Source organism: Pseudomonas sp. AL10 (assembly GCF_029960685.1).
Taxonomy (GTDB): Bacteria; Pseudomonadota; Gammaproteobacteria; order Pseudomonadales; family Pseudomonadaceae; genus Aquipseudomonas; species Aquipseudomonas lactis.
In genome coordinates this window covers 1-23,166 of record NZ_JASBQZ010000061.1, presented here as the reverse complement: position 1 = coordinate 23,166, position 23,166 = coordinate 1, and the positions used below count along the sequence as shown (strand labels likewise).

The 23,166-nt window shown below is 60.6% G+C and carries 21 protein-coding genes; 9 read left to right on the top strand and 12 right to left on the bottom strand.

Annotated features, from left to right (window positions below; genetic code table 11):
* Positions 1-498: 498 nt before the first annotated feature.
* On the top strand, positions 499-990 hold the full coding sequence (locus QK296_RS27485) for a GNAT family N-acetyltransferase (protein ID WP_094775375.1): 492 nt from the start codon (positions 499-501) through the stop codon (positions 988-990).
* Positions 991-1,320: 330 nt separating this feature from the next.
* Entirely contained in the window at positions 1,321-1,719 is a 399-nt protein-coding gene (locus QK296_RS27480) for a hypothetical protein (RefSeq protein WP_057710011.1), read from the top strand.
* 209 nt (positions 1,720-1,928) lie between these two features.
* Here the strand turns inward: QK296_RS27480 and QK296_RS27475 are convergent, their stop codons facing one another.
* Both QK296_RS27475 and QK296_RS27470 read right to left on the bottom strand, forming a co-directional pair.
* Complete coding sequence (locus QK296_RS27475) at positions 1,929-3,227, bottom strand: hypothetical protein (protein WP_057710012.1); 1,299 nt, start codon at positions 3,225-3,227, stop codon at positions 1,929-1,931.
* 94 nt (positions 3,228-3,321) lie between these two features.
* The gene (locus tag QK296_RS27470) at positions 3,322-4,515 is read right to left on the bottom strand and encodes a YgcG family protein (RefSeq protein ID WP_094775376.1); all 1,194 of its coding nucleotides are present in this window, start codon (positions 4,513-4,515) and stop codon (positions 3,322-3,324) included.
* Positions 4,516-4,646: 131 nt separating this feature from the next.
* Here QK296_RS27470 and QK296_RS27465 point away from each other — a divergent pair, with 131 nt between their 5' ends.
* From QK296_RS27465 to QK296_RS27455, 3 genes are all read left to right on the top strand, one after another.
* Complete coding sequence (locus tag QK296_RS27465; protein WP_169855274.1) at positions 4,647-5,462, top strand: alpha/beta hydrolase; 816 nt, start codon at positions 4,647-4,649, stop codon at positions 5,460-5,462.
* Entirely contained in the window at positions 5,452-6,588 is a 1,137-nt protein-coding gene (locus QK296_RS27460) for a PAS domain-containing sensor histidine kinase (RefSeq protein WP_169912084.1), read from the top strand. Before QK296_RS27465 ends, QK296_RS27460 begins: the two co-directional genes overlap by 11 nt.
* Before the next feature lie 115 nt (positions 6,589-6,703).
* Positions 6,704-7,201 (top strand): AAA family ATPase, encoded by a 498-nt coding sequence (locus QK296_RS27455; protein WP_282392085.1) that lies wholly within the window; start codon positions 6,704-6,706, stop codon positions 7,199-7,201.
* 109 nt (positions 7,202-7,310) lie between these two features.
* Here QK296_RS27455 and QK296_RS27450 read toward each other — a convergent pair whose 3' ends face one another.
* The 3 genes from QK296_RS27450 to QK296_RS27440 are packed head-to-tail and all read right to left on the bottom strand — an operon-like array spanning position 7,311 to position 9,566.
* Positions 7,311-7,721 (bottom strand): SRPBCC family protein, encoded by a 411-nt coding sequence (locus QK296_RS27450; protein ID WP_282392083.1) that lies wholly within the window; start codon positions 7,719-7,721, stop codon positions 7,311-7,313.
* A gap of 25 nt (positions 7,722-7,746) precedes the next feature.
* Positions 7,747-8,544: an SDR family oxidoreductase gene (locus QK296_RS27445; protein WP_089042545.1), complete on the bottom strand. Its 798-nt coding sequence runs from the start codon at positions 8,542-8,544 to the stop codon at positions 7,747-7,749.
* An 11-nt stretch (positions 8,545-8,555) separates the two neighbouring features.
* Positions 8,556-9,566 (bottom strand): aldo/keto reductase, encoded by a 1,011-nt coding sequence (locus QK296_RS27440; RefSeq protein ID WP_094775380.1) that lies wholly within the window; start codon positions 9,564-9,566, stop codon positions 8,556-8,558.
* Between the two features lie 112 nt (positions 9,567-9,678).
* Between QK296_RS27440 and QK296_RS27435 the strand changes: the two genes are divergently transcribed.
* Entirely contained in the window at positions 9,679-10,563 is an 885-nt protein-coding gene (locus tag QK296_RS27435) for a LysR substrate-binding domain-containing protein (RefSeq protein ID WP_034135376.1), read from the top strand.
* A 130-nt stretch (positions 10,564-10,693) separates the two neighbouring features.
* Here the strand turns inward: QK296_RS27435 and QK296_RS27430 are convergent, their stop codons facing one another.
* From QK296_RS27430 to QK296_RS27420, 3 genes are read right to left on the bottom strand one after another with little or no spacing between them, the layout of a single operon-like run.
* On the bottom strand, positions 10,694-11,986 hold the full coding sequence (locus tag QK296_RS27430) for an FAD-binding oxidoreductase (RefSeq protein WP_034135375.1): 1,293 nt from the start codon (positions 11,984-11,986) through the stop codon (positions 10,694-10,696).
* Positions 11,983-13,071, bottom strand: a complete 1,089-nt coding sequence (locus QK296_RS27425; RefSeq protein WP_057710021.1) for a polyamine ABC transporter substrate-binding protein — start codon at positions 13,069-13,071, stop codon at positions 11,983-11,985. Before QK296_RS27425 ends, QK296_RS27430 begins: the two co-directional genes overlap by 4 nt.
* Positions 13,072-13,096: 25 nt before the next feature.
* On the bottom strand, positions 13,097-14,455 hold the full coding sequence (locus tag QK296_RS27420) for a glutamine synthetase family protein (protein WP_282392074.1): 1,359 nt from the start codon (positions 14,453-14,455) through the stop codon (positions 13,097-13,099).
* 138 nt (positions 14,456-14,593) lie between these two features.
* Here QK296_RS27420 and QK296_RS27415 point away from each other — a divergent pair, with 138 nt between their 5' ends.
* Together QK296_RS27415 and QK296_RS27410 are read left to right on the top strand one after the other, a co-directional pair.
* Entirely contained in the window at positions 14,594-15,490 is an 897-nt protein-coding gene (locus QK296_RS27415; RefSeq protein ID WP_282392073.1) for a helix-turn-helix domain-containing protein, read from the top strand.
* A gap of 202 nt (positions 15,491-15,692) precedes the next feature.
* Complete coding sequence (locus QK296_RS27410) at positions 15,693-17,855, top strand: TonB-dependent siderophore receptor (RefSeq protein WP_282392071.1); 2,163 nt, start codon at positions 15,693-15,695, stop codon at positions 17,853-17,855.
* On the opposite strand, the gene QK296_RS27405 is transcribed toward QK296_RS27410, so the two are convergent.
* Entirely contained in the window at positions 17,845-18,975 is a 1,131-nt protein-coding gene (locus QK296_RS27405; protein WP_003190657.1) for a multidrug effflux MFS transporter, read from the bottom strand. The two genes, QK296_RS27410 and QK296_RS27405, sit on opposite strands and share 11 nt — an antisense overlap.
* 98 nt (positions 18,976-19,073) lie before the next feature.
* On the opposite strand from QK296_RS27405, the gene QK296_RS27400 reads away from it, so the two are divergent.
* On the top strand, positions 19,074-19,844 hold the full coding sequence (locus QK296_RS27400; protein ID WP_003190656.1) for a helix-turn-helix transcriptional regulator: 771 nt from the start codon (positions 19,074-19,076) through the stop codon (positions 19,842-19,844).
* A 5-nt stretch (positions 19,845-19,849) separates the two neighbouring features.
* Here the strand turns inward: QK296_RS27400 and QK296_RS27395 are convergent, their stop codons facing one another.
* The 3 genes from QK296_RS27395 to QK296_RS27385 form a co-directional block, all read right to left on the bottom strand.
* Entirely contained in the window at positions 19,850-20,287 is a 438-nt protein-coding gene (locus tag QK296_RS27395) for a carboxymuconolactone decarboxylase family protein (RefSeq protein ID WP_003190655.1), read from the bottom strand.
* Between the two features lie 93 nt (positions 20,288-20,380).
* Positions 20,381-21,826: a mechanosensitive ion channel family protein gene (locus QK296_RS27390; protein WP_137205373.1), complete on the bottom strand. Its 1,446-nt coding sequence runs from the start codon at positions 21,824-21,826 to the stop codon at positions 20,381-20,383.
* Between the two features lie 166 nt (positions 21,827-21,992).
* Positions 21,993-22,859 (bottom strand): pirin family protein, encoded by an 867-nt coding sequence (locus QK296_RS27385; RefSeq protein ID WP_137205372.1) that lies wholly within the window; start codon positions 22,857-22,859, stop codon positions 21,993-21,995.
* Positions 22,860-23,166 lie beyond the last annotated feature (307 nt).

Below are 23,166 nucleotides of genomic sequence, written 5' to 3'. Positions count from 1 at the left end.
TGCCGAGTGGTGGGGCAAGAGCGCTTTGCTTACTTTCGCGCTTTTCGAAAGTGAGACGCCGTCAGGGCGGAACCCTAAGTGGCCGTTACCGCAGGAATGGATATGTACCCGGTATAACTGCGTCGCCTGTTAGGCCGTCTTCGCGAGCAAGCCAGCTCCCACAGTTGGATCGTGGGTATCAGGTAGATAGGTGTCGGCTTTCAGGCCGCCATCGCAGGCAAGCCAGCTCCCACATTTGGATCGCGGGGTGTCAGGTAGGTAGGTGTCGGCTGGCAGGCCGACATCGCAGGCAAGCCAGCTCCCACATTTGGATCGCGGGGTGTCAGGTAGATAGGCTTCGGCTGTCAGGCCGCCATCGCAGGCAGCTTCCACAGTTTGATTGCGGGGCACCAACGTTGAACCTCCCGCTTGAGCCTTCAGGGCCAGAGGCCTTACGGTGCCAAAGGAGCAACGTTTCTCTATGATGTGGCCTTTGACTGAACATCCCTGGAACCGCCCATGCCCCCCCTCACATTGCGCAACGCCCTGCCCACCGACGCCGCACGCTGCTTTGAAATCGAAACCAGCGCCTACGAAGGTGACGAAGCCGCAACGCTTGCAAAAATCGCCACGCGCATCGCGCAGTATCCTCAAGGCTTTTTGATCCTCGAGGAAGATGGCGCAGTGGTGGGTTTCATCAACTCAGGCTGCGCCCATGAGGTGGTGATGTCGGACGAGGCCTTCAAGGAGTTGGTGGGCCATGTGGCCGAGGCGCCGAATGTGGTGATCATGTCGGTGGTGGTCGACCCGTCCCATCAAGGCAAAGGCTATGCAAAAAAGCTGATGACGGCGTTCGTGCAACACATGAGGATAATGGGCAAGCAGACGATCCACCTGATGTGCAAGGAACAGCATGTGCCGCTGTACCGCCGCATGGGCTACACCTACGTACAACCTTCGCCGTCGGATCACGGCGGGATGGCGTGGCATGAAATGACAATGACTCTCTAAGAGCACACCGTCGCAAGCGCGATCATGTTTATGTTTCCAAGCGTGACGCCGCCAAAAGCTGCACCGCGAACAAATGCGTTGCAACAGGTAAAAAACCTGGATTTATCGGCACTTTCCGACGCCAGGCCGTAGCGCTGCAAACGCTCTGCGAGACTCTGCCTACAGCCAATCCCTCTCTCGGCACCCTCGACCCCGCAGCGATTTCATTCCGTTACATTCATTCCGAATGGGCCTCGTTGAGCATCCCCAAACCGCGCGCTAACCTGCGAAACACCCAGCCAGGGCCAGGTCCTGGCGGGTCAATTCATTCGCTACCAAAGAGGTGCAGCCATGACTTCAATCAAGAGTTCCGTCCCCTTCACACCGGCATACCCGCCCGTTGACAAAGGTCATATCGACAGTGGTCAAGCCAGGCATAACCCTCTGGATAAAACAGCCGGGGAAGACGCAGAAATAGCCAATGGCAAAGGCGGCTGGAAAAACGCCAGCAAAGACTATAGAAGCCACGCCAACCGCACTCGGTTGGAACACAACTTCCTGCCTTCGGACAAGAAGATCGTCGATGACACTCAGGCCAACGCCGCCATCCGGCACCCCAACACCGCCTTCGGGCCTGCCGTCTCGCCTGCGGATCACACTGGCGTCGACAGCTCTCAGGTCAATGCCCATCGTGAACCGATCAACTTCGAAATAACGCCCGACGGCAACGGTGGTTGGACCAAGTTGTGACAACCCACTGTTTTCTGCCTAAGCCGCCGTAACACGCAGGGCTTTGCCGAACAACCGCCCCCATGGGTTGCACCCTGGAAGGTATAGCTCGGCGAGCCCAACGACGCTTACCCATGCCGATGTACAGGACGCCCTCAAAGGCGGCTTGACGAAGGGTGATTGCTGGTATTAAGCGTCTGTCCCTTGGCGAATAGGCGCCATGGCACTGGTCATCGACCTCGCGTTGACAGCAGTTTTCTCAGCACGCCATATTCACGTTTGATCAACTGATGCACCGTGTCCCTGTTCGCTGTTGGTTTGTCGGACCGCTCATCCCTTTTCTCACTGATTTTCAATAATGCGTCAGCACATCCGTGCGCTTTAAAATAATCCTCGGTATTAACCCGTGGCAACGGAATCAACCCACCACGGCGGCTATCAAACACAACACCTTTTACTTCATAGGCTTTCAAGACCTGCTTAAGCCCGCCATCGAAGCTTATAAACATCGGTATAAAAAAGTCTCCCATGCCTTGAGACATGATCAATGTCTCCATGAGCCGTGGCGCCGCCATGTCCCACGCAATATTGTCGAGTTTTTTCAATAGCCTTCTGGGTGCCTTTTGGCTTTTTTTTATTTTTTCCAACATCGAAATTAACCGAGGATCAACAAAATACTTATGTGCAACAATCGCCTCACGGTCCAAATAAACGCCAACCACGTCATTAACATAATCAAAAAATTCGGAAATTTTATGCTTTGCCGACTTATTAGATGACAATTGAATCTTCACCATCCCAATCACTTGCAACAAGATGACACGTTGCATCAAGGCAAAACTCAGAACCTGCGCACGCCCTTCTTCAGAAGCATAATAGCTGTGGCTGAAATTAATCGCCCTGCGGGCGGCCTCTCGGTGGGTGAACCTCGGTTTAGGATTAGAGGTGCGTTTGTATTCAGCGCAATCGATGCTTCTGAACAGCTGAAGACTGACCAAGTTATTCCTGAATTTTTTACTTAACGTCTTCCAAAACTTCAAGGGTGAATACGCAGCGCACTGGTGAATATTTTTCACCTCTTTTACGTTCTCCGCCATGTAGTAAAAATAATCAAAGTTCAGATCATCATTCAAAATATCATCGACAAACGCGACCACTCTGTGATGCATGGTTTTTAACGGACGCCCGCGCATCAACGCATCCACATACGAGGCCATATTAGTATCAAACATCAAACTATAGTCGATTTTAAAGTCCGCACGCCCTTGCTGATGATAGGAAAACAGAATCCTGTCATTCAAAAAATAGACTTCCCCACCTGAAAAATAGGGAACCAGTACCGCCTCATCGCCTTTCGCATACTTTTTTACGGCGCCTGGAATATTCGCCCGCTTATAATCTTCCAAGGCAACAATAGCGGTGATAGTTCCTTTCAAGCCAGTCGACATCCAGATCTGATCTACTTCTGAAGCGCTCCGGGCCTTGGATAACAAATAGGCAAGCTTCTCTACTCCTGGCAACTCTCTCACAAAATAAAATCCTTACATCAGATAAAACATCGTCCCCTCACACTAAAAACACCCAGTTTCCAGATTTGAATTGGGGGCACATCCGTTGACTTGCTTACCAACTACCAGACGCCCCACCGCCGCCACTGGAACCGCCACCGCTCGACGAACTACTGCTGGAACTGGAGCTGCTGGAACTTGAACTGGACCCACCGCCGGAGCCAGAACCTTCGCCGACCTTGCCAAAGATAATCAGCGCAACAAACGATGCGATAGGAAATGCCAGCAACCAGGCGTCGCGATCGCCGTCCATTACCTGCCCCGCCACCCCGTACACGGCCACCGCCGCCAGCAGTCGTACGGCAAAACCTGCGCGGCTGGTGCGCCATGTCTCCCTCATGAGCAGCAGTAGCACCAGGTACAACCCCAGCACCACCAAGACGCCCAGGGGCCACAGCAGCCAATGGATGAAACTGACATCCACATACTGGTTTGCTACTACCAGTCCGAGGATGTAAGCCAGCAACCCGATCACGCCGTAAAACAGCGTGCGCACCTGCCACAACGCGCCGAATAGCGCGCCGCCAATCAACAAGGTCAGCGGCATTGCAAACAGGAACATCGGCCAGTCTCGACCGCCGGCCAATACCGTCAGCAACAGCGTGGCCGCCACCGCGAGGATCAAGGCCCTGCGCCAGTGCAACTTGCCGGCGGCGATCAACACACCGGCGAGCGCACCCAGGACAAACGCCGCCAATATCGCGAAAAATTGCGGGTTGATCCCCGGCCCGGCCACTTCAGGCAGGTCGCCGCCGTCCACCAGTACCACCAGCGCGTTCACGCCTTGCTGGATGCCACCGGCAAAATCGCCCTGACGAAACGCTGGAGTGAGGCGTTCTTCAATGATGCGATGGGCCAGTAGATCGGTAACGATGCCTTCCAGGCCATAACCCACCTCGATGCGCACTGTGCGGTCGGCTTTGGCCACCACCAGCAGGATGCCGTCATTGACGTCCTTGCGCCCCAGCTTCCAGGCGCGGAACAGTTGGTTGGCATAGTCTTCGATGCCACTGCCGCCGGTAGTCGGCACCAGCAATACGGCCACTTGCGCGCCTTTGCGTTGTTCAAGGTCGGCGAGTTGTTGCTTGAGGCGCAGCACGGTGCCCGAGTCGAGGGTGTTGGTCAGGTCAATGACCCGCTGATCAAGGGCTACCCCAATCGGCGAGGTGTCCGCATGAGCGGTGATCAACAGGCTGGAAAATACCAAGGCCAGTAGGCTGAACACCGATTGCCGCACAAGCACGATCATGTATGGTTACCTGAAGTCTCTCCCTGAAGGCGCCGACTTTACCTTATCTGCGTGCAAACGCGTGACCCAGGGCCTGCGACTATCTAAACTGCCGATAAGCTGCATAGCAATAAGCCATCTACGGGACGCCCATGGACCTAAGTCACCGCAACAATGTACATGTGATGGGCAACGGTCCCTCGACGCTGGTGTTTTCCCACGGCTTTGGTTGCAACCAGGCCATGTGGAATGCCTTGGCACCGCACTTTCTCGAGCGCTTTCGCGTGGTGCTGTATGACCTGGTCGGCGCCGGCCTGTCAGACTTGAGTGCGTTCGAAAAAGCCAAATACAGCCGCCTGGATGGCTATGCCCATGACCTGAACGAGATTATCGACGCCTACGCCCAAGGCCCGGTGATTCTGGTGGGCCACTCGGTCAGCGCGATGATCGGCACGCTCGCCGACCGTTTCCTCCCGGGCCGCATTGCCGCACACGTGATGATTGGCCCATCGCCACGCTATATCGATACCGAGGAATATGTCGGCGGTTTCCAGCGCGACGACATCGACGACCTGCTCGACACCCTCGACAGCAACTATCTGGGCTGGTCCAGCGCCATGGCCCCGGTGATCATGGGCGCCCCGACGCAGCCGCACCTGAGCGAGGCGCTCACCGAGAGCTTCTGCCGCACCGAGCCGGACATCGCCAAGCAGTTCGCCCGCGTGACCTTCCTCTCGGATAACCGCCAGGATGTGTTCGGCCTGACCACCCCGGTACTCATTCTGCAATCGACCGACGACCTGATCGCCCCCGTGGCCGTGGGTGAATACCTGCACGCCGTACTACCTAACAGCACTTATTGCCTGGTCGAGAATGTCGGCCATTGCCCGCATATGAGCGCCCCCCAGGCGTGTGCAACGGCGATGGACCGGTTCCTGGCCCCTTGGGCGGCTGCCGATGCCCGTTGACCCGCTGTTTGACAGCGCGGCGTGTGCCCTGGCGGTGACCCAGGAAGATGGCACGATCCTGCACGTCAACCCGCGCTTGTGCGACTGGCTGGGCTTTACTGCGGCCCAGCTGCTGGGCCGGCGTTTCCAGGACCTGCTGGCCATGGGCGGGCGGATTTTTTACCAGACGCACCTGGCGCCGATGCTGCGTATGCATGGCAGCGTCACCGAGGTGAAGCTCGACATCCGCCATTGCAACGGGCACAAAGTCACGGTCTTGCTCAACGCCAACCAGCGCCAGCAGCCCGACGGCGTGGTGTATGACTTGGCGTTGTTCGGCACCACCGACCGTGACAAGTACGAGCGCGAGCTGCTCAATGCCCGCAAGCAGGCCGAAGCCCTGCTACAGGAAAAAACTGCTACGGAACTGGCCCTGCAACAGGCCCAGGCCGAGCTGAGCGAAGCCTATGCCATTGCTCAGCGCCGGGCGTTGTTTGCCGAACAGATGGTGGCGATTGTCAGCCATGACCTGAAAAACCCACTCACCGCGATCCGCATGGCCTCCGACTTTCTCCAGCGTGGCGAGCGCACGGCCAAGGAGCGCCAGCTGTTGGGGCACATCGGCCAGTCGGCCGAACGCGCCCACCGCATGATCGCCGACCTGCTGGACTTCACCCAGGCCCGGGTCGGCCAGGGCATTACCATCAAGCCGCAACCGCTGGACCTGCACAGCGTTATTCATCGCAGCGTCGACGAACTGCGGGTGGCCTTCCCCAAGGCCACGCTGGTGCATCACGGCGAGGGCCAGGGCGATGCGTGCCTGGACGCCGACCGCGTGCAACAGATGATCGGTAACCTGGTGGCCAACAGCGTGGCCTATGGCGACTTGCTGCAGCCGATCACCATTACCTCGCGCCTGGGCGATAACACCTGCGAGGTTGCAGTGCACAACCACGGCCCGGCGATACCCCAAGCCTTGCTGGCCGGGTTGTTCGAACCCATGACCCGCGGCACCGACCAGGGCAGCGACGTGCGCAGCGTGGGCCTGGGCCTGTATATCGTGCGTGAACTGGCCAGGGTGCATGGCGGCGATGTGGCAGTGAGTTCCTGTGAGGCACGCGGCACAACCTTCACTGTGACGTTCTAAACGTAGGAGCGAGCTTGCTCGCGAAAAACTCATAGACGCCGCGTTTATTCAGGCAGTACGCGTTATTGTTGGCGTTTTTCGCGAGCAAGCTCGCTCCTACAGGGGGGTGATGGTCATGCTTATTGTATTCAGCGGCTTGCCGGGCAGTGGCAAGACCACAATTGCCAGGGAACTGGCACGACAGGTGGGCGCGGTTTACCTGCGCATCGATGTGATTGAGCAGGCGCTGCGCGAGGCCGGGGTGTTGGCGGGCGATGTGGGGGCCAGTGGCTACGGTGTGGCGAATACGCTGGCGCTGAGTAACCTGCGCCTGGGGCAGCGGGTGATCGCCGATTGTGTAAACCCGGTGAAGGAAAGCCGTGATGCCTGGCAAGCGGTGGCGACAGCCGCCGGCGTGGCGCTGATCAATATCGAGGTGGTGTGTTCCGATCAGCAGGCGCATCGGCGCCGGGTGGAAGGCCGTGTGGGCGATATTCCGGGGCTGGTGTCACCCACTTGGGAATCGGTGCAGGTGCATGAGTATGAACCCTGGGAAGCGCCGCCGTTCAGGCTGGATACGGCGCAGATGACGCCGGCAGAGGCTGTCGCGGCAGCCTTGCTCCATCTAGGCTAAACCCCCACCCTGTGGCGAGGGAGCTTGCTCCCGCTGGACTGCGTAGCAGTCCCACAAAGAGCGGGGCCGCTTCGCGCCCCAGCGGGAGCAAGCTCCCTCGCCACAATCCTTAGAATTTACTGCGCAGCGCCTCAAGCCCGCCTTCGTAGACACCGGTAAACAACTCCTCTACCTGCGCCTCGGTGGTACCCGCTGCCGGCGTGAACACGCCGGACCAGGTCACTTTCGCCGAGGCGTCCGTCAACGCTTCAACCTGCAAGGTCGACAGGTAGGCACTCACCGGAAACGGCGACGTTTCAATGGTGTAGCTGTAGGTGCGCGCCACGTTGTCGAAGGTCTGCAAGCGCTCGACAATCGTGCCGCCGTCAGCGGCGGTCAGGTGACGCACACGACCACCCTCGCTCGGCTCGCTCTTGGCAATAAAAGGCAGCCAGTCGGGCAGGCTGTTGAAGCCGCCAATCAGTTGCCAGACCTGGTCGGCCGATACCGCAATTTCAATCACAGAAGAAGCTGTCGCCACAATCAATACTCCAGTCAGGAAAAAATCAGATTGCCATGCTGTCGACAACGCCACCGTCGACCCGCAGCGCGGCACCGGTCGTCGCCGAAGACAGCGGTGAAGCAATGTACGCCACCAGGTTCGCCACTTCATCCACATTGGCCGCACGCTGGATGATCGAGGTGGGCCGCGCATGGCGCACAAACACATCTGCTTCGTCTCGGGCACTGCGCCCGGATTCGGCCGTGGCGTCCTTGAGCATGTGTTCCAGGCCATCGGTAAAGGTCGGCCCCGGCAAGATAGCATTCACCGTCACCCCAGTACCCGCCAGGCGCTTGGCCAAGCCGTGTGACACCGCCAGGTTGGCGCTTTTGGTCACTCCGTAGTTGATCATGTCGGCCGGCGTCGCCACGCCGGACTCCGACGACACGAAGATCACCCGGCCCCAGCCCTGCTCGACCATACCCGGCACATAATGCCGTGCCAGGCGCACGCCGGAGATCACATTGACCTCATAGAAGCGCGCCCACTCACTGTCCGGCGCGTCGAAGAAATCCACCGCGTCGAAGATGCCCAGGTTGTTGACCAGAATGTCGGCGCGCGGTTCGGCGGCGAAAAGTTTCTGTGCGCCTTCAACGGTGCCCAGGTCGGCCACCACACCACGCAGTTGGGCAGCGGGAACCGCCTGGCGAATGCTCGCCAAGGCGTCGTCCACCTTGCCTGCATCACGCCCGATCACCACCACCGTGGCACCCGATTGCGCCAGGGCCTGGCTGATGCCCAGGCCGATACCGGCGGTGCTGCCGCTGACAATAGCCACTTTGCCGCTTACATCAATCTTCATGCTCAAGCTCCTTAACGTGAGAGAGGCAAAGGTGCACGGTCCGAGATCAAGCGGGCCTCGCGCAACGCTTGCCAGAAGGCTGCTGGGATCTGTTCAGACAACGCCGCGACGTCTTCGGCAATCCGCCCCGGACGACTGGCACCGGGAATCACCGCCGCCACTGCCGGATGCGCCAGTGAAAACTGTAGCGCAGCGGCCTTGATGCTGACGCCAAACGCTTGGGCAATCACCTTGATCTGCTCGACCTTGGCAATGATCGCTGGGCTGGCTTGCTGGTATTCAAAATGCGCACCGCCAGCGAGGATGCCGGAGCTGTACGGGCCACCGACGACGATCTCCACCTGCTGGGCGTGGGCGGCGTCCATCAGGCGCTGCAAGGCGCGGTCGTGATCCAGCAGCGTGTAGCGCCCCGCCAGCAGAAAACCGTCAGGCTGGGCTTCGATCAGGTCCAGGGTCAACTCGCAGGGTTCGACACGGTTGACGCCCAGCCCCCATGCCTTGATCACACCTTGCTCGCGCAAACGGGTGAGTACTTTGAAGGCGCCAGTGCGGGCCTGGTTGAAGTATTCCAGCCATTGGTCGCCGTAAAAATCCTGGGCAATATCGTGAACCCACACGATGTCCAGGCGATCGGTTTGCAGGCGTGTCAGGCTGTCTTCAATGGAGCGCAGGGTGGCGTCGGCGCTGTAGTCATTGAGTATTTTATTGCGGCGGCCGTGTTCGAATACGCCGCTTTTTTCGCCAAGGTCACGGGCGGTTTCTTCGACTTCATCGAGAATCACCCGGCCGACCTTGGTGCTGAGCACGTAGTCATCGCGGTGATAGTTGGACAGCGCCTGGCCCAAGCGCATTTCCGACAGGCCCGAGCCGTAGAACGGCGCGGTATCGAAGTAACGCACGCCCTGGCTCCAGGCGGCCTCGACGGTGGCCTGGGCTTCTTCTTCGGGGATCGCGCGAAACATATTACCCAAGGGGGCGGTTCCAAAGCCCAGTGCGCCGGGCAGTGTGTCTTTCAAGCTCATGGTGGTTCCTCAATCGGTGCGAGGTCGCTGTGACCGTTGAGCAGATGCTAGATTGCGCTGATCAGACCGTCCAAGACATACTGCGACCTACTTGAGTCCTTGCAGGTCTTACATGATTGATCTACGCCAGTTGCGCTACTTCGAAGTGGTGGCTGAAGAAGAACACGTCGGCCGCGCCGCCGAGCGCTTGCACATTTCTCAATCGCCTCTGAGCCGGCAGATCGCCCAGCTCGAGGAACGCCTGGGCCTGACCCTGTTCGAACGCAGCCAGCAGCGTATCCGCTTGACCCGCGATGGCCAGACCTTCCTGGCCGAAACCAAGGCATTGCTGACCCATGCCAACCGCCTGGAGTCTCTGGGCAAGCGCCTGGGCCGTGGGGAAGAAGGCGGTTTGTGCATCGGTTATATCGAAAACGCCATGCACGCCGGTGTCTTGCCCAATGCCTTGCGCATACTGCGCGACGACCGGCCCGCCGTGCATATCAAGCTGTATAACCTGCCCTCCTTGGAACAATTGGAAGGTTTGCGCCAACGCAGCCTGGACATCGCCCTGGTGAGCGAACCACCCGCCGCCGATGACCCGGACCTGACCGCCTGGCAAGTCCTCGACGACCCGATGCTTCTGGCCCTGCCCGAACAGCATCCGCTGGCTCGACAACGCGAACTGTTGCCCGAACACCTGGCCGACCAACAATGGATCGGCGTGCAACGCAAACCTGGCGCCCACCCGGCTGACGATTTCGTCGCCGCCTGCATCCGCACCGGTTTCACCCCGCAGATCCCCATGGAGGCCAGCGAGCCCTTTACCGCATTGGGCCTGGTGGCGTCAGGGCTGGGGGTGGCGATGGTGCAAAAGGGCCTGAGCCGCAACGCACCGCCCGGCGTGGTGTTGCGCGAGCTGCCGTGGCTGGCCTACACCACACCACTGTGGGCCGCCTGGCATCGCGTCAACTTGAGGCCATTAGTGGAAACCTTTCGCAAGGTGCTGACCGACTGATCGTTCCCACGCTCCGCTGATCGTTCCCACGCTCCGCGTGGGAATGCATCCCATGACGCTCCGCGTCACTAAACGGCGGGACGCGGAGCGTCCGCGGCGGCGTTCCCACGCAGAGCGTGGGAACGATCAATCAGAGCGCTTCGCGCAACCGATACCACAACATCCCCAACGCCAGCAGTGGCGAGCGCAACGCCTTGCCACCGGGAAAGGTCATGTGTGGCACCTGGCTGAAGATATCCAGGCCCTGGCTTGCGCCCGCATGTATCCCTTCAGCCAGCAACCGTGCGCACCAGTGCGTCACGTTCAAGCCGTGGCCGGAATAGCCTTGGGCATAGAACACGTTCGGGTACTGCTTGAGCCGCCCGACCTGGGGAAAGCGGTTGGCGGTGATGCCGATCTTGCCGCCCCACTGGAACTCGATAGCCGTGCTGGCCAACTGTGGGAACACCTTGAGCATTTTCGGGCGCATGTACGCGGCGATGTCCTGGGGGTCGCGGCCCGAGTAGTGGCAGGCACCGCCGAACAACAGGCGCCGGTCGGCAGTCAACCGGTAGTAATCCAGGCCGACTTTCTGGTCGCACAGCGCCAGGTTCTGTGGGATCAACTGCTGGGCCAAAGGCTCAGGCAGTGGCTCGGTGGCGATGATGTAGCTGCCCGCCGGCAGTACCTTGCCGCTCAAGCGCGGCTCCAGCTCTTCAAGATGAGCATTGCATGCCAGCACCAGGTTGGCTGCGCGCACGCTGCCGCCTGCGCAGCGCACTTGCACCGTCTCGCCATGGATCAGCTCCAGCACCGGGCTGTGCTCAAAGATACGCACGCCAAGGGCCTCGGCCGCCTGCGCTTCGCCCAATACCAGGTTGAGCGGGTGAAGATGGCCGGAGCCCATGTCGACTAAGCCGCCGGCATATACCGTCGAGCCCACCACCTGCGACATGTCTTGTGGGCCGACCAGTCGCGTTTCATGCGCATACCCCATGGCCGCCAGGTGCGCCTGTTCGCCCTTGAACGCGGCAAACTGCGCCGGGGTGTTAGCCAGTTCGCAAAAACCCCAGCGCAGGTCACAGTCGATGCCGTGCTCGGCAATGCGCTGGCCCACCAGGGCGACCGAGTCGATACCGGCCCGCTCCATATAGCGCACGCCCTCCTCGCCCACGTATTTGGCAAACCCGGAGACATCATGACCAATACCCCGAATTAATTGCCCGCCGTTGCGCCCGCTGGCGCCCCAACCAATGCGGCGCGCCTCCAGCAGGATCACCGAAAGCCCGCGCTGGGCCAGTTCAATGGCGGTGTTGACCCCGGTAAAACCGCCACCGATCACACACACATCAGCGCTCAGGTCTGCCTCAAGTGCGGGCCGCTGCGCCATGGCATTCGCCGAAGCGCGGTAATAGGACGGGGCATGTTCATTGGGCTGCATCATCGGTTGGACTTCACTTTGCTCCAGGCGCGGGTCATCACGCGCATGGTCGCCGGCGTGGGCGTGGTGGAAATATAGAGTTTGTCGAGTACCTCCTGGGGCGGGTACACCTCAGGGTTGTTCACCAGTTCGGGGGCCATGAACGGCTTGGCTGCCGGGTTGGCGTTGGCATAGCCCACCGAGGCGCTGACCTTGGCAATCACCTCGGGCTCCAGCAGGTAGTTGATGAACGCATGGGCTTCTTTAGGGTTGCTCGCGTCGGCCGGAACCGCCAGCAGGTCGAACCACAGGTTGGCGCCTTCCTTGGGGATCGAATACGCAATGTTCACCCCGTTCTTGGCTTCCTTGGCGCGGTTGGCGGCCTGGAACACATCGCCGGAATAACCGAAGGCCACACAGATATTGCCGTTGGCCAGGTCCGAGATGTACTTGGATGAGTGGAAATAGGTGATGTACGGCCGCAACGTCAGCAGCTTGGCTTCGGCCTGCTTGTAGTCCTCGGCATTCTCGCTGCGTGGGTCCTTGCCCATGTAGTTGAGGATCGCCGGGAACAACTCATCCGCCGAATCGAGGAAGGCCACGCCGCATTCATGCAGCTTCTTGATATTTTCTGGCTCGAATAGCACCGCCCACGAATCGATACGGTCGATACCCAGCACTTGCTTGACCTTGTCGACGTTATAGCCAATGCCATTGGTGCCCCACAGGTACGGCACCGAGTGCGTATTACCGGGGTCGTTCTGTTCCAGCAACTTCAGCAACTTGGGGTCCAGGTTCTTGAAGTTGGGCAACTGCGCGCGGTCGAGCTTGAGGAACGCACCGGCCTTCACCTGGCGCGCCAGGAAGTGGTTGGACGGCACCACCACGTCATACCCGGTGCGCCCGGCCAGCAACTTGCCCTCCAGGGTTTCGTTGGAGTCGAATACATCGTAGACCACCTTGATACCGGTCTTGGCCTGGAAGTCCGCCAAGGTGGTCTCGCCAATGTAATCGGTCCAGTTGTAGACACTCACCGTCGGTGCCGCCTGGCCTGCACTGCTGAACGCCGCGGCCAGGGCCAGTGGGAGAAGTTTGTTCACAAGACGCATATCGTCACCCCTTTTATGCTTGTTTTTAGACGCTCAACAGCAGGAACTCACGCTCCCAGGAACTGATCACCCGCTTGAAGTTTTCATGCTCGGCGCGTTTGACCGCCACGTAGCCGCGCCCGAATTTCTCGCCCAGGTACTGCTTGACCGTGTCGCAATCCTCCATGCGCGCCAGTGCATCTTCGAGGGTGAACGGCAGGCGCAGGTTGCGGCGCTCATAGGCGCGGCCTTCCACCGGGGCACTGGGTTCGATGTGCTCGATCATCCCCAGATAACCACACAGCAGGCTCGCGGCAATGGCCAGGTACGGGTTGGCATCGGCCCCCGGCAGGCGGTTTTCCACGCGCATCGCCTCCGGGCTGGACGTAGGCACGCGCAAGCCGACGGTGCGGTTCTCTTCGCCCCATTCGACGTTGACCGGCGCCGAGGTGTCCGGCAGGAAGCGGCGGAACGAGTTCACATTGGGCGCAAACATCGGCAACAGCATGGGGATGTACTTCTGCAAGCCGCCGATGTGATGCAAAAACAGCGGGCTCATGGCGCCATCGGCATCCACGAACACCGGTTTGCCGGTGGCAATCTCCACCACGCTCTGGTGCAAATGCATGGCGCTGCCCGGCTCATCGGCCACCGGCTTGGCCATGAAGGTGGCGGCGACGTTGTGCTTGAGGGCGGCCTCGCGCAAGGTGCGCTTGAATACCGTGATCTGGTCGGCCAGGTCCAGGGCGTCGCCGTGGCGGAAGTTGATTTCCATCTGCGCCGGGCCGTCTTCGTGGATCAACGTATCGAGGTCCAGGCCCTGGGCTTCGCACCAGTCATAGACATCTTCGAACAGCGGGTCGAATTCGTTGGCCGCATCGATAGAGAACGACTGGCGCCCGGTTTCGGCACGGCCGGAACGGCCAATCGGGGTTTTCAAGGGCAGGTCCGGATCTTCGCAGCGCTGGGTCAGGTAGAACTCCATCTCCGGCGCGACAATCGGCTGCCAGCCTTGGTCGGTGTAGAGCTGCAGGACTTTCTTCAACACATTGCGCGGCGACAGCTCGATGGGGTTGCCCTGCTTGTCGAAGGTGTCGTGGATCACGATGGCGGTGGGTTCGATGGCCCACGGCACTACGTAAGTGGCGTTGGCCACCGGGCGGCAGATCATGTCGATATCGGCCGGGTCCAGCAGGTCGTAGTAGATATCGTCGTCGACAAAGTCCCCGGTTACCGTTTGCAGCAACACACTTTCCGGCAGGCGCATGCCTCGCTCATGCAGGAACTTATTGGTGGGCGCAATCTTGCCGCGTGCGATGCCAGTCAAGTCACTGATCACGCATTCGACTTCGGTAATCTTGTGTTCTTTCAGCCAGGCGGACAGCTGATCGAAGGGGGCGTTCATAAGGACCTCGTCTTGGGTGGGATGCGACGCCGGCTTGTACTCCCAGCGCATTGAGGTCTATCTTGGGCCAGCCTTGAAACGGCATCTATCCACTTTGCACGCGGCACAACGCACCAATAGAGTGCGCACGGATCACCCATGACACAGGCAACCGCTTTGCGCGTACAGGCCTTCGCCACCGGCGATGTGGCCGCCCAATGCAGTGCGACACCCGGCTGGGTGCAGCAGTACCAGCAGATGTCGCCGGGGCATTTTGCCGGGCAGGTGCGCTACCTCGACCTGCAAGGCGTGCAGGTTTACGAAGAGTGCATGAACACCCGCGTGGAGCAGCATTTCAACGCCCCCACCGGCGCCCTGACGTTCTGTTTCGACGCCAGTGACAACGCGCTGTACCTGCTCAATGGCGAAAGCCGCAACACCTGGATCACCCCGATCAACTACCGCGAAGTGGCGGTGGTATTCGGCCCACAGTTCGTCCAGCGCCAGGGCCTGGATATAGCCAAACTCGAAGGCTTGTTCATGGCGCCGCTGACCTGTCGGCAAAATGCGCTGTTCACTCGCTGGCTGAGCGGCACCCTTACGCGCCTGTCGGCACTGACCGACCCCATCAGCCGCGATGCCCTCACCCAGCAACTGCTCGACGACTGCCTGTTTATCCTCGATAACGCCTGCGTGTGTCTGGACCGCAGTTCGCTACAAAAGCGCAGCGAAGAACGCCGCTTGATGGCGCGCATCGGCGAATGGGCGGCGGATGCACCGGATGAAACCGCCAACCTGTTGGAACTGGCGCAGATTGCGGGGGTGCCGTTGCGCCAATTGCAGCAAGGGTTCAAGACCTATACGGGATTGAGCCCGGCGCAGTGGTTAAGGTTGCGTCGGTTGAATGGGGCACGGCGTGAGTTGCTCAGTGGCGCTGATACCACCGTAGCCGAGGTGGCGATGAATTGGTCGTTCTGGCATTTGGGGCGGTTTTCCAACAGCTATCGTGCTTTGTTCCGGGAGCTGCCCAGCGAGACCCTGAAGCGCTTTGGTTGAAGTCCAATCCCCTGTGGGAGCTGGCTTGCCTGCGATAGCGGTGGTTCAGGCAATAATTCAGCGACTGACACGCCGCTATCGCAGGCAAGCCAGCTCCCACATTCGATTAGCGGTGTGGCAGAGCCCTGCTGCATAACTTGTAAAATCCCGCCGTTATGCCTAGCTTATGCGCCCCCCGCCCAACGCTTTAAGGCCTTTACCCATGGTTTTGCGTTTTCGCCCCGTCGTCACTTCACGTTTCGCCCTCGGCCTGTTACTCAGTGGCGGCATCGGCAGCAGCCTGGCCGCCGAGATCGAGTTGCCGACGGTAAAGGTCCAGGGCCAGGATGAGTCGGGCTACCGTAATGAAACCGCGTCGGTGGGTGGCTTTGATGAAGCGCCGCTGCTGGACACCCCCGCCTCGATCACGGTGATCAACGCCGCGCTGATCAAGGATCAGCAGGCACGCCTGCTCAGCGAAGTGCTGCGCAACGATGCCTCGGTGGGCGACAGTTACGCGCCCATTGGCTATTACGAGAATTTCGTGGTGCGTGGCTTTTCGTTGAACGCGGCCAGCAGTTACAAGATCAATGGGCGCACCATCACCGGCGAGCAGAATGTCGCCCTGGAAAACAAGCAGCAAGTGGAAGTGCTCAAGGGCCTAGCGGGTTTGCAGAGCGGCATTTCTGAGCCCAGCGGAGTGATCAACTACGTGACCAAGCGCCCCCAGGATGTGCGCTCGGTGACGGTGTCCACCGATGATCGTGGCAGTGGCTACATCGCCACCGATGTTGGCGGCTGGTTTGGCAGCGAGCAGCAGTTCGGCCTGCGCGCCAATGTCGCCCATGAAGACCTCAATTCCTATGTGGAACACGCCAACGGCCAGCGCGATTTCGTGTCCCTGGCCTTTGACTGGAACATCAGCCCCGACGCCGTGTTGCAACTGGATGCCGAATACCAGAACAAACAACAGCGCTCGGTGCCAGGTTATCAACTGCTGGGCGGCACCGAAGTGCCCCACGGCGCTTCACCGAAGAAGCTGTTGGGGCACCAGACGGGCGGCAAGCAGGTCGGGATTGATTCGCTGAACCTCAACGGCAAGTTCGAGTACCGTTTCAGCGATCAGTGGAAAGGCAGTGTCAGCGCGGCGCGTAGCAAGGTGGTGATTGATGACTACAGTTCGTTTGCCTGGGGTTGCTATGGTTCAGACAGTTGCAGTTCTACAAGCGTGCCGAACTACTTCAGCCCCGAAGGCAATTACGACGTCTACGACTACCGCAGCCCGGACGATACCCGCCGCGACGATGAAATCCAGGCGGCCATGACAGGCCTGTTCGACACCGCCGGCATTGGCCATGAACTGACGTTTGGCACCAGCGCGTTTCGCCGGGTGATCGACAAACGCAAGTCGGTCAACGAATTCATCGGCACCGCCAATATCAACGAAGAGGTGCCGAGCTTTCCCCCGACCGACAAGCCGCTGAACGACAGCCACCGCAACCTCGACAGCCGCCAGTACGGGCTGTTCGTCACCGACCGCATCCGCTTCAACGAGCAATGGCAAACCATCCTCGGCGGCCGTGAAGTGCGCCTGGACGAAAAAGCCTTCGACAGCGTCACCGGCAACCAGACACGCCACACCCAACAGTACGTGTTCCTGCCCCAGGCCTCGTTGATCTACAAGCCGGTGGACAACGTTTCGCTGTACACCAGCTACAGCAAGGGCCTCTCTCTTGGCGGCACAGCGCCGTGGTTCGCAAACAATGCGGATGAAACCCTCGCCCCCACCGTCTCGCGCCAGCTCGAAGCCGGGGTGAAATACGACTGGCGCCGTATCAGCTTCGCCGCCGCCGTGTTCCAGACGCGCCAGGCTTACCAATACGCCAAGCCCGAAGGTGACACGTTCAACTACGTGCAGCAGGGCCAGCAGAAAAACACCGGGATTGAATTGTCTGCCAACGGCTGGGCCACCGACCGTCTGCAGATCGCCACCAGCGTGGCCGCGATCCGAGCGCGGGTGAGCGGCAGCGGCACGCCGGAGTACGAAGGCCATCAGGCGATCAACGTGCCAAAGCTGCGCGCCAGTGTGTACGCCGACTACGCCCTGCCCTGGGTCAATGGCCTGGCCGTATTGGGCGGCGTGCAATACAGCGCCAAGAAGTCCGCCAATCGCACCGGCAACGTGGAAGTGGGCGACTACGCGGTGGTCAACGTCGGTAGCCGCTACACCACCAAGGTCGATGGCTACGAGACCGTGTTTCGCCTGAGCGTCGATAACCTGTTCGACAAGCGCTACTGGCGCGACGCGGGCGAGTACATGGGCGATGACTACCTGTTCCAGGGCGCGCCGTTGACGGCGCGTTTGAGTGCGTCGGTCAACTTCTGAGTAGCCGCGACGTAGCCAGCCACAACGCTGCCAAACCGCACACCAACAGGCTCCAGCCTAAATCCTGGGACCAGGTCACCAAGGCCAGCCCGCCGCCAATCACCAGGTAGTACAGCAAGCCAAACAGGGCGGCGGCGGTGCCAAGGCGGTCACGGTAATCGACCAGGGCCGCCCCCAGCACGTTGGGAATCGCCATGCCGAAGGCCAGCACCACCAACAGCATCGGCCACACCAACAGCCAGCTGTGCTGCAGGGCCAACACCAACAGGCTCCCCACCACGGCCACCGCTGCGGCGACAACCACCAACCGCTCACCGCTCAACCCACGCTTGAGCAAGGCTTTGTTCAGCCACGCCCCCAACCCGGAACCCAGCGCCAGCAACACACCGCTGTAACCGAACTCGGCGGTGGAACGCCCCTGCTGCGCGAAGACAAACGGCCCCACGCTGTAATAGCTGAACAGCGCGATATTGAACGCCGCGACCAACCCGACCGAGCGCCATACTCCGGCATCCTTGAGCATCAGGCCGAGCGTCTGGCCAAGGGCGGCGGTGGGCAAGGAGGCCGGACGGGTTTCCGGTAAGGCCCACCAACACCAGCCCCATAACACCGCCGCGAGCAGCAGCAACGTGCAGAGCACGCCGCGGTAACCGAAAAATTCCACCAGGCTCGCGCCGCTGAACAGGCCGATAGCAGGACTGGCGGCCAGCGCAATACCCATCACGGAAAACACCTGGGCCAGGTCGGCACCGTGGAAACGGTCACGCAACACCGTCTGCGTGACCACCGACCCCACCGCCGCGCCAAAAGCAGCACAGGCCTGGGCCAGCAGCAAGGCGTCGAATGTCGTCACCGTCAAGGCCAGCGCCGAAGCGCCCACATAGATTGCCAGCCCCATCAGCATCACCGGCCGCCGCCCCAGACGATCACTCAGCCGGCCCCACACCACCACGCCCAGGGCGAAGGCGAGGAAATACACCGACAAGGTCTGCCCTGCCCGTTCCGGCGCGACGTCAAAGGCGCGGCTGATATCGCCCAGGGCCGGGCTGTACAGGGTTTGGGCCAACTGCGGGAACATCAGCAGGGCCATGGTCAGCGGCAGCAAATTTTTATATGTCATCACACGATCCATCCATAAACACAACGGACGGATTCTAGGGCGCGCCAGCTGGGCTATTATCCGGACTTCGACACTTTATCCATCAAATCGGACAACCCATGGCCTGGCTTGCCGCTACCGCGTCTTTCAACCCCGATGCCTTCGCAGCGCCCGTGATCGGCATCGCGGCGGTGCTGGGCAATCACGATTCGGGCCTGCATGTGCACCAGCGCGGGCAACTGCTGTTCACCCAGCAAGGGTGCACGCGCATCACCCTGGACAATCAACTGTGCCTGTTGCCACCCACCCGCGCAGCCTGGATCCCCGGCGGCCTGCCCCATCGTGCGGTGATGCAGCAGGCGGTGGATTATCGGTCGGTGTATGTGAGTGCGGCCCTGGCCGAGCAGTTGCCGGCCCAGGTGCGGGTGATCCAAGTGAGTGCCTTGCTCAGGGCAGTGCTGGAACCCATGGCCCTGGCGCCGTTCGAGACTGATTGGCAGGCGGGTCGCTATGCCCATTTGCTCGGACTGTGCCTGGATGAAATTCGCCACGCGGCGGCGCAACCCTTGCTGTTGCCGTTGCCACGGGACAAGCGCCTGGCGCCGCTGCTGGCCCAGCTTGACCGCTTGCCCCCCACGCTGCAGGACCTGGAACAGCACATTGGCGCCAGCACCAAGACCATCGGCCGGATTTTCCTCAAGGAAACCGGCCTGGGGTATCAGCAATGGCGCCAACAGTGGCGTCTGATGCGCATGATCGAACTGCTTGCCATCGGGCGCAGCCTGGGCTACTGCGCCTTTGAACTGGGCTTTGCCAGCGACAGTGCACTGATCGCCTTTTTCAAAGGCATGACCGGCACCACGCCGCGAAACTATTTCAAAGCCAACTGACGGGCTTACTTGGGCATCTTGCGAAAGCCCACCGCCAGGCGGTTCCAGCTGTTGATGGTGGCGATGGCGACGCTCAGGTCCACTTGTTCCTGGGGGCTGAATTGGGCGGCCAGTGCGTCGAAGTCTTCATCCGGGGCGTGGGTCTGGCTGAGCAGGGTCAGGCTTTCGGCCCAGGCCAGGGCAGCGCGCTCGCGCGGGGTGAAGAACGGGGTTTCACGCCAGGCCGACACGGTGTACAGGCGGCGCTCGGTTTCGCCGCCTTTGCGGGCATCGGCGGTGTGCATGTCCAGGCAGAACGCGCAGCCATTGATCTGCGATACGCGCAGGCGCACCAGTTCCAGCAGTGGCAGTTCGATGGAGAGTTTGCCGACTGCCGCTTCCAGGGCGAGCATGGCTTTCATGGCGTCTGGGGAAGCGGTGTAGAAATCGGTACGGGTTTGCATGGTGTTGCTCCAGGACAGTGGGATTGGTGAGCAGGTTAGTCACCCCGGCGTCCTGGAGAAATAGCCAATCCGGGCGAAGAACAGGTGACCAATCTACAGGCCGCGGTTCCTCAGCCACTGTATGAAGCCCTTCTTGACCGGTACTACGGGTGCGTCTTCGGTCAGGGCCTGGGCGGCATGGCGGCGGAAGTCCAGCAGCGCCTTCATGGCTTCGCCGATATCATGCCGGGCGTCCAGGCACGGCTTGAGGTATTCATTTTCGATGCGGTAGAGCGTGCAGTAGGTCTTGGCCGAGAAATCCGCCAGCGCCGCCTGGTCGGAGAGAATGCCGGACTCACCGATCACCTCCCCCGGGCCCATGCGCCCTGCCTCGAACTTGTGCCCGTCCTTGATCAACAGCACCGAGACCACGCCGGACTCGATGATGAACAGGTGATCGCTGACCTCCCCCGCCGCCAGGATCATCTCACCGGCGCGGTAGGTGTGCAGGGTCATGTTCTGGCTGAAGGTGTCTTTTTCTTCCTGGCGCAAGGTGGAGAAGATCGTCGAGCGCTCCAGCAAGGCGCGGGCGCCAGACACCGCAGGCGGCGTGCTGCCTTCGGTGGCGGACAACAGGCCCACGCCCGCCGCCTGCAAATGCCGGTAGGCCAGGTCGTAAAGCTGGTTGCGGGTTTCGCGCTTGAGGCCCATGGCCGGCACAAAGCCGCTGATCTCATACTCCACGCCACTGCCGGTGGACGCCTTGAACGCGACGCTGGGCGCCGGCTGGGCCAGCAACGGCCGGCAGCCCTGCATAGCACGTTCCAGCGCTTCGATCACGGTTTGCGGGCGCGCATGGGGGCTCACTTGCAGGCTGACCGCCAGGCCGAACATGTCTGCCGGGCGCGAGAAGTTGATGATCTTGGCCTTGGCCGCCAGGGAGTTGGGGATCACCGCCAGGCTGCCCTGGGAGGTTTGCAGGCGCGTGGCGCGCCAGTCGATATCGGTGACACGGCCTTCGGTACCGTCGATGGAGATCCAGTCATCGATCTGGTAAGGCTTGGTGGTATTGAGGACGATCCCGGAAAACACATCGCTCAGGGTGCTTTGCAAGGCCAGGCCGACGATGATCGCCACGGCGCCGGAGGTGGCCAGCACGCCCTTGACCGGCAGGTCGAGCACGTAGGCCATGGCGGCGATGATCGCGATGAGGAAAATCACCGCGCCCAGCAGGTCCTGCAACAAGCGCCCGGTATGGCCGACCCGCTGCATCATCACTGCGCCGAGCAACACCGTGAGGGTGCGGGCGGCGAACAACCACCAGCCGATCTGCAGCGCCGTGGCGGCCAGATGCAAGGTGGTGTCATCGGCATAGGGCGCCGCTTGCATGGGGTTCATGCCGTCGTTGAACAGCACGGCGCTGAACACCGCGAAAATCACCAGCCGTGCCGCGAGTTTCCAGTTGGCCAGGTTGGGAGAAATAAGGCGCCACACGGCGATGTCGATCAGGATCAACGCCACGGCGCACAGCATCGGGTGATCAGCGATAAATGAGGGCATCCAGGCGACTCCAGGGCGAATGCCGAGAAGATCGCATGAAATCAGAACCCTGGAAACAAAATGTAGGAGCTGGCTTGCCTGCGATGCAAACACCGCGGTGTATCAGCTACACCAGGGTGATGCTATCGCAGGCAAGCCAGCTCCCATAGGAGGTTGCGGTGAACCGTCAGGCGTGCATTTGCCCGAACTGGCCCGACTGAAAGTCGGCAAACGCCTGGTGAATCTCCTGCTCGGTGTTCATCACGAACGGACCGTGGCCGACGATGGGCTCGTCGATGGGTTCGCCACTGAGCAACAGCACCTTGGCGTCGTCGTTGGACTCCAGGGTCAGTCGCTTACCGTCGCGCTCGAACAGCGCCAATTGCCCCTGGCGTGCGACTTCTTCGCCATTGATCAACAACGTGCCGCTGAGCACCACCAAAGCGGTGTTACGCCCGGCGTGCAGGTCCAGCGTGACCGCTTTACCGGCGTTGAGGCGCAAGTCCCACACGTCTATCGGCGTGAAGGTGCGGGCCGGGCCTTGAGTACCGGCAAATTCCCCGGCGATCAGGCGCAGGTGGCCAGCGTCGTTCGCCAATGGCAGCACCGGAATGTCGCCATCGACGATGGTCTGGTAACCGGCATCCGCCATTTTGTCCTTGGCCGGCAGGTTGACCCACAGTTGCACCATCTCCAGTGCGCCGCCGCGACGGGCGAAGTCTTGGGAGTGAAACTCCTCGTGCAGGATACCTTTGGCTGCGGTCATCCATTGCACATCGCCCGGGCCGATTTTGCCGCCGGCACCGGTGGAATCGCGGTGCTCGACTTCACCGTCGTAGACGATGGTCACGGTTTCAAAACCGCGATGCGGGTGCTGGCCGACGCCACGGCGCTGTTCGGTAGGCGTGAATTCAGCGGGGCCGGCGTGATCCAGCAACAGGAATGGGCTGATGTGCTTGCCCATGGTGTCGTAGGAAAACAACGTGCGTACCGGGAAGCCATCGCCGACCCAGTGGGCGCGGGGGCTGGTGTAGATACCAATCAGCTTTTTCATGGTGTACCTCCAAAGTGAGTACACCTTAAATCGTCTCACCCTTGAACACTAGCCGGCAAAAATGGCCCTGATCGTTCTACATATAGAACGATGCTTTAACCTGTGGGAGCTGGCTTGCCTGCGATAGCGGCCCGCCAGCCTGCGACTATCTACCTGACACCCCAATGATCCTACTGTGTGCGGGCTTGCTCGCGAAGGCGGCCTGGCAGTCAACACAGTTGGACCGGGTACATATCCGTTATTTAGGTAACAGCCACTTAGGGTTCCGCCCTGACGGCGGCTCACTTTGCAAAAGCGGCAAAGTAAG